Origin of the sequence: Massilia aquatica, assembly GCF_011682045.1 — a bacterium.
Lineage (GTDB): Bacteria > Pseudomonadota > Gammaproteobacteria > Burkholderiales > Burkholderiaceae_D > Telluria_A > Telluria_A aquatica.
In genome coordinates this window covers 83,545-96,882 of sequence record NZ_VVIW01000003.1, presented here as the reverse complement: position 1 = coordinate 96,882, position 13,338 = coordinate 83,545, and the positions used below count along the sequence as shown (strand labels likewise).

Sequence of the window (13,338 nt, the reverse complement as noted above, 5' to 3'; positions counted from 1 at the left end):
TCAAGAACTGAGACGGATTGTTCTTGCTAGAATAACTATCAGTAAATAGATAGTTAGAGAAATTACAAGTAGCTACAACCAGAATTCGACCGCTTCCGAGCGAAACAGTGTACGCAGGTGTCAAGCGACTTATATCCGGCAAAATTTTTAATTAAATCACCATTCTGAATCGAGTTTTGTTGTCGCGGCGTCAAGCGGTACTTTCCTATCAACCCAACTGGACACATCATGGCAAATAATTCCTATCTTTTACTGCCGGCAGCCGCCGTCATTTGCTTGCTTTTCATTGGGTGTTCGCGTCAGTCCGACATCGCGACACCGGCAACGACCCGGCCCGAGCCAATTCTGCACTCCGTGCCCCTTAGCTCTGCGGAGTCGCCTCCCACAACTTCCTCCATGCCTGCGACGTTGTCAGCTTCGCCCCTCGTTCAACCAGACACGCCCGAAAGCCCTCCAATTTCGGGCTCCGCAAATCCTGAGCAGGCTATTCTTGCAAGCAGCGATATCTTGGACAGGATTCCACTCACAACCACGACGGTGCCACCCTACCCCTTTTTTGAGTATCCAGAAGTCATCGGCAATCACCAATATCGTGGGGAGCCTGTGGAATTCGACAGGTTCGGGATCATCGTTGGCAATAAGGTGCATGTTGTGGAAGGACGTTACGCAGAAATCCTATTTTCGAATCGGGAAGCGAATCTGACTGTGCTGGCGTCGCACCGCAGCTACACCAACGCCATTGAGGCGCTTGGCGCGGTCAAAGTGAATAGTGTCACGCCGGACGACCCATCGTTTCTCAAGGAATTCGACTCACCAAAACTTCGCAAAGAGCTACACATACCCGAGCGGGAAATGTCTTATGACGCGTACGCGCTGCGTACTACCGAAGGCATTTCCTGGATCGTTCTGATGGTGAACGAATCGCGGACGAAGATCTTCGTCGCGCAGGCAAAGGAGCTGGTCTCGCCTGTGATCCTAAAGCGCGCCGCAGCAATCAAGTCGGAACTCGATGCAAAAGGTCACATCGCCTTGTATATCAATTTCGATACCGACAAGGCAGTCGTCAAGGCGGACGGCAAGGCGGCGGTCGATGAGATTTCGAGCGTGCTCAAATCGGATCCTGCGCTGCGCCTGTCGATTGAAGGACATACCGACAATGTTGGTGACGCCGGGCATAACAGCACGCTTTCGAAACAACGGGCCGAAGCAGTCCTCCAATCCTTGCTGGCCAGCGGCATCGATAAAACACGCCTGGCCGCCGCCGGTCACGGTGCCGACAAGCCCCTGGTGCCCAACACAGACGAAGCAAGCCGCGCCAAAAATCGACGTGTCGAGCTGGTTAAAGTCGTAAAAACCTGAAACGCCGCGTTCAACAAACAAGGCTGCACGCGCCCCATGGCGCCTGCAGCCTCGTTCGCTTCTCAGTAAGTGCCCACCTGGCGCGACTTGGCCCCGCTCGGCTGAGGCGGCGCTACGGCTGCCACATTCCGGTTCGAATTGGACCACACCTGCATGCACTCGGCGCCGGTCCAGCTGGTCGCGTCAGGACAGACGCAATTGGGCCCGGCAAGGTGGCTGTTGGCTGGACATGGCTTGTCCGAACGCTGGACGGTCAGCCCCGGCCCTCCCGGCATCTGGCGCGGCTTGCTCCAGACCGATGCGAGCAACAAGCCCGCAAACACGGCGACAGCGACAAAAATGGCTTTCATGAGCTCCTCCTGATTGGCGATGAAACCTAACCATTGCAGGAAGCGCCCCAGCCATTGTTGCGCATCGTCAACTTCTCTATTCTTACCTGTAGGTAATGCTACAGATGTGGCGTCCGCGCGACGTGAGCACACCTCATCAGCCGCCGGGATTAACCGCGCAACTGTTGCCGATGCGCGTCCAGCGCACCCGCTGGCGCGCCTGCGTGGCCACCGACTCGCCCGACTTCGCCATCGCCGCCCGTACCGCTTCCGCCTCCCGGGGCGTCTTCGCATTGCGCAGCGCTTTGGAAAACTCCACGTTCACCTTGACCTGTTTTTCCGCCAGCTCGCGCTGCAAGCGCGGCAAATCAAGCAGCTGCTGGGCAGCCCTGGCGCGCGCTTGCGCCGTCTTGCCCTCGGCCGCCTCGCGTTCGAGCACGGGACGCATCCACGCCAGGTCGGCCGCCGGATCGCTGGCCCGCGTGGCGCTGACGGTGTCGTATTCCCACGTCACCTTGTCGATCCGCCGGATGGTCAAGGTCACCACCCCCGCCGGACAGTTCGCCGTGTGCACCAGCACCCCATCCGCGCCCACCTGGCTCGATTGATCGGGACACGACGCCAGCGCCACCGCCGACGAATACAGCGCATCCGAAATCCTGCGCGGCCGGATGCAGTGCGTGACCGGGCCCTTGCCCTCGTAGACCTTCTCGCCCGAGTCGCCCGCGCCGACCCGTTCGCGCCGCACAATGTCGCCGTTGGCACCATCGACGCGCGTATCGACCCGGTTAGCCGGCGCTGGCGCGGGCATGCTGCTGGTCGACGCCGAATCGAGCCGGTACAAGCCCGGTGAAGGCAAACTCTGTTCGAGCGCGGGGGCAGCGACCGCCATCCCGCCGGCCAGCAGCGTCATCGCCGCCAGGCTGCCGCGGATTACTGAAAAAGTCATTGAATACTCCTGAAAATTGTGACCGTACAGCCGCGCCGAAGACCGCGCAGCCGTAAAAAAAGGGAGGCGGAACATCACGTTCTGCCTCCCTTGTCGGTCATGCCGGGCGCTTTATGCGAGCTTGCCGTGGCATGCCTTGTACTTCTTGCCGCTGCCGCAAGGGCATGGGTCGTTGCGTCCCACCTTCGGTCCGAGCATCTCGTCTTCGCCAGGCGCGCCGACCGACACCGGCGCCAGCAGGTCTTCCGGCGCGGTATCCGGATTGAAGTCCGCGTGCTGGTAGCTGACGTTTTCGACGTGCGACTGGTGCATGGCCGCTTCGGCCGCGTCGATCTCTTCGCGCGACTGGATCCGTACCGTCATGACCATGCGGATCACTTCGTTCTTGATCATGTCGAGCATCGATCCGAACAGCTCGAACGCTTCGCGCTTGTACTCCTGCTTCGGGTTCTTTTGCGCATAGCCGCGCAGGTGGATACCCTGGCGCAGGTGGTCCAGCGCGGCCAGGTGTTCGCGCCAGTGGCTGTCCACGCTTTGCAGCATGACGTTGCGCTCGAAGCCGCCGAACGACTCCTTGCCGACAATCGCGATCTTGCTGTTGTACGAGGCGTTGGCCGCGGCCAGCACGCGCTCGCGGATGTCGTCGTCGGTCATGCTGGTATCGGTGGCCAGCATCTGCGCCAGCGGCACGTTGAGCTGCCATTCGTTGGCCAGGGTCGCTTCCAGGCCGGCGATGTCCCATTGCTCTTCGACCGATTCTTCCGGCACGTAGGCATGCACCACGTCGGTGAACACGCCGGCGCGCAGCGAGGCAATCAGGTCGGCGATGTCGGTCGTCTCCAGCAGTTCGTTACGCTGGGTGTAGATCACCTTGCGCTGGTCGTTGGCCACGTCATCGTATTCGAGCAGCTGTTTGCGGATGTCGAAGTTGCGCGCTTCGACCTTGCGCTGGGCCGATTCGATCGAACGCGACACGATGCCCGCTTCAATCGGTTCGCCTTCCGGCATTTTCAGGCGGTCCATGATGGCGCGCACGCGGTCGCCCGCGAAGATGCGCAGCAGCGCATCGTCGAGCGACAGGTAGAAGCGCGACGAACCCGGATCGCCCTGGCGGCCGGAACGGCCACGCAGCTGGTTGTCGACGCGGCGCGATTCGTGGCGCTCGGTGCCGATGATGTGCAGGCCGCCGGCGCCCACCACGTGTTCGTTGAGCGACTTCCACTCGCTGCGCAGCTTCTCGGCCTGGGCCGCCTTGTCGGCATCGGTCAGGGCCGGATTGGCTTCAATGATCTGGATCTGCTTTTCGACGTTACCACCCAAGACGATGTCGGTACCACGGCCGGCCATGTTGGTGGCGATGGTGATCATCTTCGGACGGCCCGCCTGGGCGATGATTTCGGCCTCGCGCGCATGCTGCTTCGCGTTCAGCACGTTGTGCGCCAGCTTGGCCTTGTCGAGGATCCCCGACAGCATCTCGGAGTTTTCGATCGAGGTGGTACCGACCAGCACCGGCTGCCCGCGCTCGAAGCAATCGCGGATATCGATCAGCATCGCGTTGTATTTCTCGGCCGAGGACTTGTACACCTGGTCCTGGCGGTCCTTGCGCTGCGACGGACGATTGGGCGGAATGACCACGGTCTCGAGACCGTAAATTTCCTGGAATTCGTATGCTTCGGTGTCGGCCGTGCCGGTCATGCCGGACAGCTTGGCGTACATGCGGAAGTAGTTCTGGAACGTGATCGAGGCCAGGGTCTGGTTCTCGTTCTGGATGCGCACGCCTTCTTTCGCTTCGACCGCCTGGTGCAGGCCGTCGGACCAGCGGCGCCCGGTCATCAGGCGCCCGGTGAATTCATCGACGATCACCACTTCTTCGTTCTGCACCACGTAGTGCTGGTCCTTGTGGTACAGCGCGTGCGCGCGCAGGGCCGCGTACAGGTGGTGAATCAGGGTGATGTGGGCGGCGTCGTAGAGCGAGGCGCCTTCCGGCAGCAGGCCCATTTTGGTCAGCATCGCTTCGGCGTTCTCGTGACCGCGCTCGGTCAGCAGCACCGTATGCACTTTTTCGTCCTTGGTGTAGTCGCCCGGGACCGAGACCACGCCCTTGCCGTCCGGCGTTTCTTCGCCGATCTGCAGGGTCAGCATGCCCGGCAGCGAATTAATCTGGTGATACAGCTCGGTGTGGTTTTCGGCCTGGCCCGAGATGATCAGCGGCGTACGCGCTTCATCGATCAGGATCGAGTCGACTTCATCGACCACGGCGAAATTGAGCGTGCGCTGAACGCGCTCGCCGGCCTCGAACACCATGTTGTCGCGCAGGTAGTCGAAACCGAATTCGTTATTGGTGCCGTAGGTGATGTCGGCAGCGTAAGCGGCTTGCTTCTGGCTGTGATCGCGCTGCGACAGGTTAATGCCGGTCGACAGGCCCAGCCAGCCGTACAGGCGCCCCATCCACTCGGCATCGCGCTCGGCCAGGTAATCGTTGACCGTGATGACGTGCACGCCCTTGCCGGACAGCGCGTTCAGGTAGGTCGGCAGAGTCGCCATCAGCGTCTTGCCTTCGCCGGTGCCCATCTCGGCGATTTTGCCGTAATGGAGGACCATCCCGCCGATCATCTGCACATCGAAATGGCGCATCTTGAGCACGCGCTTGGCCGCTTCGCGGCACACCGCGAATGCTTCCGGCAGCAGCTGGTCGAGCGTTTCGCCCTTCGCGACGCGATCCTTGAACTGCGGCGTCTTCGCTTGGAGTTCAGCGTCCGACAGCTTTTCGATCTGTGGCTCGAGCGCGTTAATCTCGCGCACGGTTTTTTGATATTGCTTGAGCAGCCGCTGGTTGCGGCTACCGAAAATCTGGGTCAGTAATGACATGCTTGAATTCTTGAAAAAAACGCCGCAAAAAGAAGCCGCAATGATAGCAAAAACATATCACCCAACGGCCGACTATGCAAAAAAGACTGTGATTTTATCATGCGATACGGCCACACTTGGGGATATTGGCCCGGAACTCAAGGGGCAGGGGCAAAACAAAGTTAATAAAATGACTCCGGGACGCGCTTGTGGCGGGGCGTCGCGCGCTGTGATATGTTGCGCCTTATGCATATCTACGGAACCAAGACGCGCCGCACCTCGATCGTCGCCACCGATTTCCTCAAGCGCAACGACAAGATGGCGGCCCTGCTGCCGACGGCGATGCGCATGGCCAGCCTGCAGAGCGACTGCGCCAGGGCGCTGCCGCCGATGTTCGGTAATTGCGACGTGCTCTCGTTCGAAGACGCGCGCCTGGTGCTGGCCGTGCCCAGTTCGGCCGTCGCCGCCAAGCTCAAACAGCAGCTGCCCAAGCTGCAAGGAGCGCTGCAAAAGCGCGGCTGGCATATCGACGAAATCAAGCTGAAAGTGCAGGTCACGCGCAGCATTCCCCAAGTGGTGCACACGCACCAGCTGATCCTGCCCGGGACCGCGCGCTCGGCGTTCGAAGCGCTGGGCGACGCGCTGCCGAAAACCAAGGCCAACGCCACCCTGATCGCCGCCGTCAAGGCGATGGCGGCGCGCCAGCGCTAGGGCTAGCGCTCTGCGCGGGGCTTTAGGTAAGCGCCCACTCGCGCGCCATCTGGCGCACGTACGAGGCCGGGGCGCTGCCCGGTTGTTCGAACGCGACGATTTCGTACGCGTCCGGATGCTTGAGCAGTTCGAGCAGCAGCAAATTATTGAGCGCATGGCCCGACTTGTGCGCCTCGTACCCTGCCAGCAGCGGGTGCCCGACCAGGTACAGGTCGCCGATCGCGTCGAGGATCTTGTGGCGCACGAATTCATCGTCGTAGCGCAGGCCGTCGGAATTGAGGATGCGGTACTCGTCCATCACGATCGCGTTCTCTAACGAACCGCCGCGCGCCAGGCCCATGCCGCGCAGGCTTTCCACGTCCTGCATGAAGCCGAAGGTGCGCGCGCGCGCCACGTCGTGCACGTACGACACGTCGCCAAAGTCGACGAAAGCGCGCTGGGTGGTGCCGTCGACCGCAGGATGATTGAATTCGATGAAAAAATCGAGCTTGAAGCCGTCGTACGGGGTCAGGCGCGCCCATTTTTCGTTGGCGCCGCTGCCCTGGCGCACTTCCACATCTTTCAGCACGCGGATGAATTTTTTCGCCGCGCCCTGCTCCTGCACGCCCGCCTGTTGCAGCAAAAAGACAAACGACGAGGCCGAGCCGTCCATGATCGGAATTTCTTCGGCCGACACGTCCACATACAGGTTGTCGATTCCCAGCCCGGCGCAGGCCGACATCAGGTGCTCCACCGTGGACACGCGCGCGTCGTCCTTGACCAGCACCGACGCCATGCGCGTATCGCCCACCACGCCGGCGCTGGCCGGGAATTCGACCACCGGGTCCAGGTCCACGCGGCGGAACACGATGCCGGTGTCGATCGCGGCCGGGCGCAGGGTCAGCTCGACCTTGGTCCCGGAGTGCAGCCCCACGCCGACGGTGCGCACCAGTTGTTTGACGGTTCTTTGTTTTAACATCCGGCGATTATAGCGAACTTGATGGGCCGCTGCTGCCGGGTTCTTCCGATCGGTTACGGATGCTCGGCCTGGGCGTGCGCGCGCTCGTGCCGCACCAGGTAGATGCCGCTGCCGATGATGATGGCCGCGCCGACCAGGGTGTACTGGTCGGGCAGGGTGCGCCACAGGATCCAGTCCAGCCCCACGCCCCAGGCCAGCCCCGAATACTCGAACGGCGCCACGCGCGAAGCCTCGCCCGAATTGAACGCCTCGGTCACCGCCAGCTGGCCCAGGAAACCGGTCAGCGACAGGCCGCACAGCAGCCACACATCGGCGCTGCGCACCGCCACCCAGTTGGGTGCGGCCAGGGTGGTCGCGCCAATGGCCAGGAACACCATCAGCCACAGCACCATGTGCTCGGAGCGGTCGGTGCGCCCGACGATGCGGGTGGTAATGGCCGACACCGCGTAGCATAACGCCGCGCCCAGCACCGCCAGTCCGCCCAGGGTCAGCATGCCGGTACCGCTCGGGCGCAGCACCACCAGCACCCCGCCCAGGCCGACCGCAATGGCGATCCAGCGCGCCAGGTTGACGCTCTCTTTCAGGAACACCACCGACAAGGCGGTAATCAGCGCCGGGGCGATGAAGAAGATCGAATACGCTTCGGCCAGCGACAGATTGCGCAGGCCGAAGGCGAACAGGCCAAGCATGGTGATGCTCAAGCCCGCGCGCAGCAGGTGCAGCGGCCAGCGCACCTGCAAGGCGCTGGCGAAGGCGCCGCGCCAGCCCACGTAGGCGAGCACCAGCGGCAGCGACGACAGGCCGCGCATGGCGGCCACCTGCAGCGCTGGATAATGCGCCGACAGCAGCTTCATCACCGTGTCCATCAGCGAGAACATGGCCACCGCGATCAGCATCGCGTAGACGGCACGCAGATTTCCGCTACGCGCCATCACAGGCGCTTGACCATGAACAGGCTCAGTGGATCGGGCTGATAATCGCCGAACGGCGCGCAGCGGATAAAGCCGTCGCGCTCATACAGGCCGATGGCTTCCGGCTGGCTGATGCCCGCTTCGAGCCTCAAGCAAGGCAGGCCGGCGGCCGCCGCGCGGTGCGCAATCTCGCCCAGCAGCTTGCCACCCACGCCCTGGCCACGGCTGGCCGGTTCGACGTACATGCGTTTGACTTCGCCGTAGCCGCCACGGTCGACATAGGCGCCGCAGCCAAGCGCGCGGCCTTGATCGTCGCGTGCGACCAGGAACACCACGCCGGGTGCGCACAGCGAATCGACATCCATCAGGTGGTTGCTCTCGGGCGGATACAGCGCGGCAAAATAGGCGTCCAGCTGCTCTAACATGGCGATGACGTCGCCCTGGCGTGGTGTTTCGGTTTGAATATGCATGGCGGTATAAAAAACGGCGCTGCGGCGCCGTTTGTGCGACAGAGGTGACAGGTGGGTATTAAGCGACTTGCTTGAGCAGCGTTTCGGCGTTCGAGACTTCGAAAGCGCCGCCCTGCTCCACATTCAACTGCTTGACCACGCCGTCTTCGACCAGCAGCGAGTAGCGCTGCGAGCGCGTGCCCATGCCGAACTTGGAGAAGTCGGCGTCCAGGCCGAGTGCCTTGCTGTAGGCGGCGTTACCGTCGGCCATCATGCGCACGATGCCGGTGGCTTTCTGGTCGCGGCCCCAGGCGCCCATGACGAAAGCGTCATTGACCGAGATGCACCAGATTTCGTCGACGCCCTTGGCTTTGAATTCGTCGGCCAGCTTGACGTAACCCGGCACGTGCTGTGCGGAGCAGGTCGGGGTGTAGGCGCCCGGCAGGCCGAAGATGGCGATTTTCTTGCCCTTGACCAAGTCAGCCACCTGGAAGGTGTTTGGGCCGAGCGAGCAGCCTTCGGTTTCGGTCTCGACGAATTCAGAGAGGGTGCCTTCCGGCAGGCGGTCGCCGATTTTAATAGTCATTCGAGGCTCCATAATGTGGGGTTGATAAGATGGCTAGTATGCCTGATCCTGCCCGATCTTGCAGGCAGCCGGCGTGCCGGCGCATCAGGGGAGCGTGGCGTTTTGCGCCTGCACGCGGGCGATCGCCGCCAGCGCGGCGGCACGCAGCGCGCCATCCCGATGCCGCGCCAGCCGGCGCAGGCTGCGTTCCAGCGCGCCACGGCGCCGCTGGCGGGTCCATTCCTTCAGGGCCGCGTCGATCTGTTGTTCATGCGTGCGCGCCTTGGGCTCATCCGGGAAACTGCTGGTTTCGGGCCAATCCGCATGGCGCACCGGGATCGCCGCCAGTCGGGCCAGCAGGTCCGCCCGGCCGCCGCCGCGCATGGCCTGGCGCAGCGCCGCCAGACTGTCGAACACCGGCGCGCTGGTGCGACCGATAACGACCGGCGTGGCGATGCTGCCATGCCAGCGGTCCTCCACTTCCAGGAAAGCGAAGGCGCTGGCCAGTTGCAGGGTGCGCGCCTCGAGCGGCACATCGCGCGCAACGATGTAGTGCAAGCCGTCCGGCAAACCGAAGGCGCGGGGAGCGAGCCGTGCCCAGTCCAGGTAGCCGGGACTGCCAAGCATCAAACCAGGCGCTTCGCGCCAACTATTGAAAGGCGCCACTGGAAATGACACGATGCGCGCGCGGTACGCTCCGAGCGGTGCGTCAACCGTGTACCCGACCGGCTGCAGCAGCGTTCTTGTCGTCTCCCGGTCGCAGTCGCCGGCAAACAGCAGCATTTCGCGCCACGCCGGCGCCTTGGCGACCATGCGGATTGCGCTGCGGTTCAAGTCGATCGGCGCCCGGTCGATCGCCACCTCGGTTGTCGCGCCGTTAGCCAGATTGCGGAATGTGTAACGCTTGCCGGGCTCGAAGCGGCTCGCCGGCTCGAGCCGGAACAGCGGTTCGGGCGCACCAAAGACCGGGTACACCAGCGACATGTCGGGTAACTGGTCCAGTGCCTGAAGGCGCCTGACCCGCACCGGCAGCTTGCGCCCGGTATCGACGTCGACGATGGAAAACCCGTGCGCGCGCGGCGTCGAGGTCCATTGATACAGCACGCCGGCAGCATTGGCGGGCAGATGCACCACTTCCCCGGCAATGCCGGAACGGGTGATAAACCTGCCGAACTTGTCGATCTCATCCGGTGGCGGGCGCTCCCGTTCCTGGACCGAGCAGGCGAGCAGCGGCGCGCTGCCAAGTGCCCCGATGAGTAACAAAGCCAGACCGCGCACCATGCGCTTGAATGGAACCCGGTCATTGCGGTGTGATGAAGGCGTCATCGAATGGCTTTCGGAGAAGTGAGGCAAGCGCGTACGCGCCAGGCTGGCGCCATCGGACGCCCGTCGCCCGCGTCGAGAATGCGAGCTAATGGGAATCGGCCGCAGGCGCTTCGAGCAGCGTCACGGTCGCCTGCGCCCGGTCGCGCACGGCGCTGTCGGGATGCTTCAAAAGGCGCGCGCGGATGGCAGCAGCGGCAAAAACGCCTCGGACGGCACGCAGCCGGCGGGCGAGATCGGGACACCCGTTTCGGTGAATTCGCACACTAGTTCCAACTCGTCGACCGCGCGCCGCAGCTCGAACAACGCCAGCACGGCGCTGCGCCGCACGCCGGCGTCGGGATCGCGCTTGGCCGCCAGCAGCGCGTCGATCGCCGTGCGTGCGCGGGTCGGGTCGCGCAGCGGCAGGTACTGCACCCGCACCAGCGCCGGCAAGGCGGCGCTGCGCACTGCCGGTTCGCGGTGCGCCATCAAGCGGTAGATGGTCGCTTCCAGGGCGCCGCGGTGACGCTGCGCCAGCCATCCGCGCAGCGCGGCCGGCTTGCCCATGCCCTCCGGCCCGAGCGACTCTGGCTCGATGACCGGCCCACCGTAGCGCATGTCGCTGGTGCGCACCGGCGTGACTGCCAGCTGGGCGGCGATGCGGGCGGAATCGCCGCTGCGCATGGCCGCGCGCAGTCCGCTCACGCTGTCGAAGGGCGCCAGCCGGTCCGGCGCAATGTCGACAAACGACGGGGCGCTCGGATGCCAGTCACTGTCAACCTCCAGAAAGGCCACGGCAGCGGCCAGGCTAGCACGCAGCGGCAGCGCCGGCAACGCGTCGACGCTCGCATGCAGCAGGCCCGCCGGCAAACCATACGCCGAGGGAAAACCAGGCTGCGCAAGCTCGAATGGCCGCAGGACTTGCTGGCCTTCCGGCACGCGCCAGGCCAGGCCGGCCGCCTTCACGGTCACGGCCAGCAAGCGCTGGCGGTACGGCGCGAGCGCCGCCGGCACCTCGTAGTCGACCGCCTGCACCAGCACCTGCTCCGGCGGGCCCCAGCAGCCGCTGCCCATGTTCTCGCGCCATGCCGGCTGCGTTGCGCGAAGCCGCACAAGGCTGCGCTTCAGGTCGACCGCCTCGCGGTCGATCGCCACCTCGAGCACCTGGCCCGAGACGCGCTGGCGCACCGTGTAGCGCCTGCCGGGCTCGAAACCATTGCGCGCTTCGACCCGGTACAGCGATGCGCGCTCCGAGTCAAACTTCTGCAGGCTAGGCAAGCCATCCACATTGCCGGCGCCACGAACGGGGCTCAGCACCACCTCCAGCGCCCGGCCGCTTGCCGTCTCGACGATTGAAAACTGCTGCTTTTCCAGGTGCTCGGGCGAGCAATACAGCACGCCGGCGGCATTCGCCGGCAAGTGCACCGGTGCGCCGGGCGTGGCCGGCCGTGTCACGAAGTCGCGCAGCGGGTCGGGCAGCGGGATTGGTGCGCGCTGGATCATGCAGGCGGAAAAAGGCGGCTGCGGATAACAGCTCATGCCGGCGGCGGCGAGGAGAAAGGCGTGCATGGATCGACCGATGAACAAGAATCTGCTCACTGTATCAACATTTACATGCTTTATCGAAATATTTACATCACTGCGGACAAGACCGGACGCCGATCACGCGTGGCGCGCACAAAAAAAAGCCGGGGAAGTCCCCGGCTTCTTCAATCGCGCACTGCGACCGGCTTAGTCGGCTTGCTTGCGCAGGAACGCCGGAATGTCGTAGGTTTCCACGCCATTGCGCTGCATCGCTTGAACCTGCTCGGAGGCCTGCTCGCGGCGCCACACGGCTGGCTGCTTCATGCCTTCCATGGCGTGGCCGCTGGCCGAGCCGGAACCCATCGACACGCCGACAGTGGCGCCCACGCCGCCGGCCGACATGGCCGGGCCGTTGTGGGTACCGGTGCGCAGCATCGGCTGCTGCACCAGCTGCATGGCCTTCTTGGCCTTGCCCAGGCCCGTCGCCACCACGGTCACGCGGATGTCGTCGCCCATTTCGTCGTCGTACGCGATACCCTGCGCGATCGACGCGTCCGGCGCGGCAAACGCGCGCACGGCCGCCATGACTTCCTTGATCTCTTTACCCTTGAGACCACGGCTGGCGGTGACGTTGACCAGCACCCCGCGCGCACCCGACAGGTCGATCCCGTCGAGCAGCGGCGACGCGACTGCCTGCTCGGCCGCAATGCGGGCGCGATCGACGCCGCTGGCGGTGGCGGTGCCCATCATGGCCTTGCCCTGCTCGCCCATGATGGTCTTGACGTCGTTGAAGTCGACGTTGATGTGGCCCGGCACGTTGATGATCTCGGCGATACCGGCCACCGCGTTGTTGAGCACATCATCGGCGTGGCGCATCCACTCGATCATCGATTCATCTTCGTAGATCTCTTCGAGCTTTTCGTTGAGGATGATGATCAGCGAATCGACGTGCAGCGACAGTTCTTCCAGCCCGCTCTCGGCCACGTCCATGCACTTCTGGCCTTCGTACGAGAATGGCTTGGAGACCACGGCCACCGTCAGCGCGCCGAGCGACTTGGCGATTTCGGCCACGATTGGCGCGGCGCCGGTACCGGTGCCGCCGCCCATGCCGGCCGCGATGAAGACCATGTGCGCGCCGCGCAGCGCGTCTTCGATGCGCGCGCGCGATTCTTCGGCCAGCTGGCGGCCGACGGTCGGCTTCATGCCGGCGCCCAGGCCCGACTCGCCGATCTGGATGATGTTGTGCGCGCTGGACTTGGCCAGCGCCTGCGAATCGGTATTGGCCGCGATGAACTCAACGCCAGACACGCCCTTGTTGATCATGTGCTGAACCGCATTGCCACCCGCTCCGCCGACGCCGACGACCTTGATGACGGTTCCTAGTGCTGCGTTATCGACCATATCAAACTCCATGATGAACTCCTAATCAAA

The 13,338-nt window shown here is 63.7% G+C and carries 12 protein-coding genes; 2 read left to right on the top strand and 10 right to left on the bottom strand.

Annotated elements, in window-relative coordinates; genetic code table 11:
- Positions 1 to 228: 228 nt before the first annotated feature.
- Positions 229 to 1,359, top strand: a complete 1,131-nt coding sequence (locus F1609_RS06470) for an OmpA family protein (RefSeq protein ID WP_167075676.1) — start codon at positions 229 to 231, stop codon at positions 1,357 to 1,359.
- Positions 1,360 to 1,421: 62 nt separating this feature from the next.
- Here the strand turns inward: F1609_RS06470 and F1609_RS06465 are convergent, their stop codons facing one another.
- The 3 genes from F1609_RS06465 to secA all read right to left on the bottom strand — a co-directional run bounded on the left by F1609_RS06465 (position 1,422) and on the right by secA (position 5,505).
- The gene (locus F1609_RS06465) at positions 1,422 to 1,709 is read right to left on the bottom strand and encodes a hypothetical protein (RefSeq protein ID WP_167075675.1); all 288 of its coding nucleotides are present in this window, start codon (positions 1,707 to 1,709) and stop codon (positions 1,422 to 1,424) included.
- A 136-nt stretch (positions 1,710 to 1,845) separates the two neighbouring features.
- Positions 1,846 to 2,637, bottom strand: a complete 792-nt coding sequence (locus F1609_RS06460) for a hypothetical protein (protein ID WP_167075674.1) — start codon at positions 2,635 to 2,637, stop codon at positions 1,846 to 1,848.
- 111 nt (positions 2,638 to 2,748) lie between these two features.
- Positions 2,749 to 5,505 (bottom strand): preprotein translocase subunit SecA, encoded by a 2,757-nt coding sequence (secA, locus tag F1609_RS06455; protein ID WP_167075673.1) that lies wholly within the window; start codon positions 5,503 to 5,505, stop codon positions 2,749 to 2,751.
- A 225-nt stretch (positions 5,506 to 5,730) separates the two neighbouring features.
- Here secA and F1609_RS06450 point away from each other — a divergent pair, with 225 nt between their 5' ends.
- Complete coding sequence (locus F1609_RS06450) at positions 5,731 to 6,195, top strand: DciA family protein (protein WP_167075672.1); 465 nt, start codon at positions 5,731 to 5,733, stop codon at positions 6,193 to 6,195.
- A 22-nt stretch (positions 6,196 to 6,217) separates the two neighbouring features.
- Here F1609_RS06450 and lpxC read toward each other — a convergent pair whose 3' ends face one another.
- From lpxC to ftsZ, 7 genes are all read right to left on the bottom strand, one after another.
- Complete coding sequence (gene lpxC / locus F1609_RS06445; RefSeq protein ID WP_167075671.1) at positions 6,218 to 7,153, bottom strand: UDP-3-O-acyl-N-acetylglucosamine deacetylase; 936 nt, start codon at positions 7,151 to 7,153, stop codon at positions 6,218 to 6,220.
- Between the two features lie 53 nt (positions 7,154 to 7,206).
- Positions 7,207 to 8,085, bottom strand: a complete 879-nt coding sequence (locus F1609_RS06440; RefSeq protein ID WP_229421694.1) for a DMT family transporter — start codon at positions 8,083 to 8,085, stop codon at positions 7,207 to 7,209.
- Positions 8,085 to 8,534: a GNAT family N-acetyltransferase gene (locus tag F1609_RS06435; RefSeq protein ID WP_167075670.1), complete on the bottom strand. Its 450-nt coding sequence runs from the start codon at positions 8,532 to 8,534 to the stop codon at positions 8,085 to 8,087. The genes F1609_RS06440 and F1609_RS06435 overlap by 1 nt, the downstream gene beginning before the upstream one ends.
- A gap of 58 nt (positions 8,535 to 8,592) precedes the next feature.
- Positions 8,593 to 9,099, bottom strand: a complete 507-nt coding sequence (locus F1609_RS06430; protein WP_167075669.1) for a peroxiredoxin — start codon at positions 9,097 to 9,099, stop codon at positions 8,593 to 8,595.
- A gap of 84 nt (positions 9,100 to 9,183) precedes the next feature.
- Positions 9,184 to 10,404: a hypothetical protein gene (locus F1609_RS06425; RefSeq protein WP_167075668.1), complete on the bottom strand. Its 1,221-nt coding sequence runs from the start codon at positions 10,402 to 10,404 to the stop codon at positions 9,184 to 9,186.
- A gap of 165 nt (positions 10,405 to 10,569) precedes the next feature.
- A complete protein-coding gene (locus F1609_RS06420; RefSeq protein ID WP_167075667.1) occupies positions 10,570 to 11,952 on the bottom strand; it encodes a hypothetical protein in 1,383 nt (460 codons plus the stop codon).
- Positions 11,953 to 12,114: 162 nt separating this feature from the next.
- Positions 12,115 to 13,320: a cell division protein FtsZ gene (ftsZ, locus tag F1609_RS06415; RefSeq protein WP_166870608.1), complete on the bottom strand. Its 1,206-nt coding sequence runs from the start codon at positions 13,318 to 13,320 to the stop codon at positions 12,115 to 12,117.
- Positions 13,321 to 13,338: the final 18 nt, after the last annotated feature.

Excerpts from the sequence above, each read along its gene's own strand:
- F1609_RS06470 (WP_167075676.1), top strand. The coding sequence starts at position 229 with ATGGCAAATAATTCCTATCTTTTACTGCCGGCAGCCGCCGTCATTTGC.
- F1609_RS06465 (WP_167075675.1), bottom strand. The coding sequence starts at position 1,709 with ATGAAAGCCATTTTTGTCGCTGTCGCCGTGTTTGCGGGCTTGTTGCTC.
- F1609_RS06460 (WP_167075674.1), bottom strand. The coding sequence starts at position 2,637 with ATGACTTTTTCAGTAATCCGCGGCAGCCTGGCGGCGATGACGCTGCTG.
- secA (WP_167075673.1), bottom strand. The coding sequence starts at position 5,505 with ATGTCATTACTGACCCAGATTTTCGGTAGCCGCAACCAGCGGCTGCTC.
- F1609_RS06450 (WP_167075672.1), top strand. The coding sequence starts at position 5,731 with ATGCATATCTACGGAACCAAGACGCGCCGCACCTCGATCGTCGCCACC.
- lpxC (WP_167075671.1), bottom strand. The coding sequence starts at position 7,153 with ATGTTAAAACAAAGAACCGTCAAACAACTGGTGCGCACCGTCGGCGTG.
- F1609_RS06440 (WP_229421694.1), bottom strand. The coding sequence starts at position 8,085 with ATGGCGCGTAGCGGAAATCTGCGTGCCGTCTACGCGATGCTGATCGCG.
- F1609_RS06435 (WP_167075670.1), bottom strand. The coding sequence starts at position 8,534 with ATGCATATTCAAACCGAAACACCACGCCAGGGCGACGTCATCGCCATG.
- F1609_RS06430 (WP_167075669.1), bottom strand. The coding sequence starts at position 9,099 with ATGACTATTAAAATCGGCGACCGCCTGCCGGAAGGCACCCTCTCTGAA.
- F1609_RS06425 (WP_167075668.1), bottom strand. The coding sequence starts at position 10,404 with ATGACGCCTTCATCACACCGCAATGACCGGGTTCCATTCAAGCGCATG.
- F1609_RS06420 (WP_167075667.1), bottom strand. The coding sequence starts at position 11,952 with ATGCACGCCTTTCTCCTCGCCGCCGCCGGCATGAGCTGTTATCCGCAG.
- ftsZ (WP_166870608.1), bottom strand. The coding sequence starts at position 13,320 with ATGGAGTTTGATATGGTCGATAACGCAGCACTAGGAACCGTCATCAAG.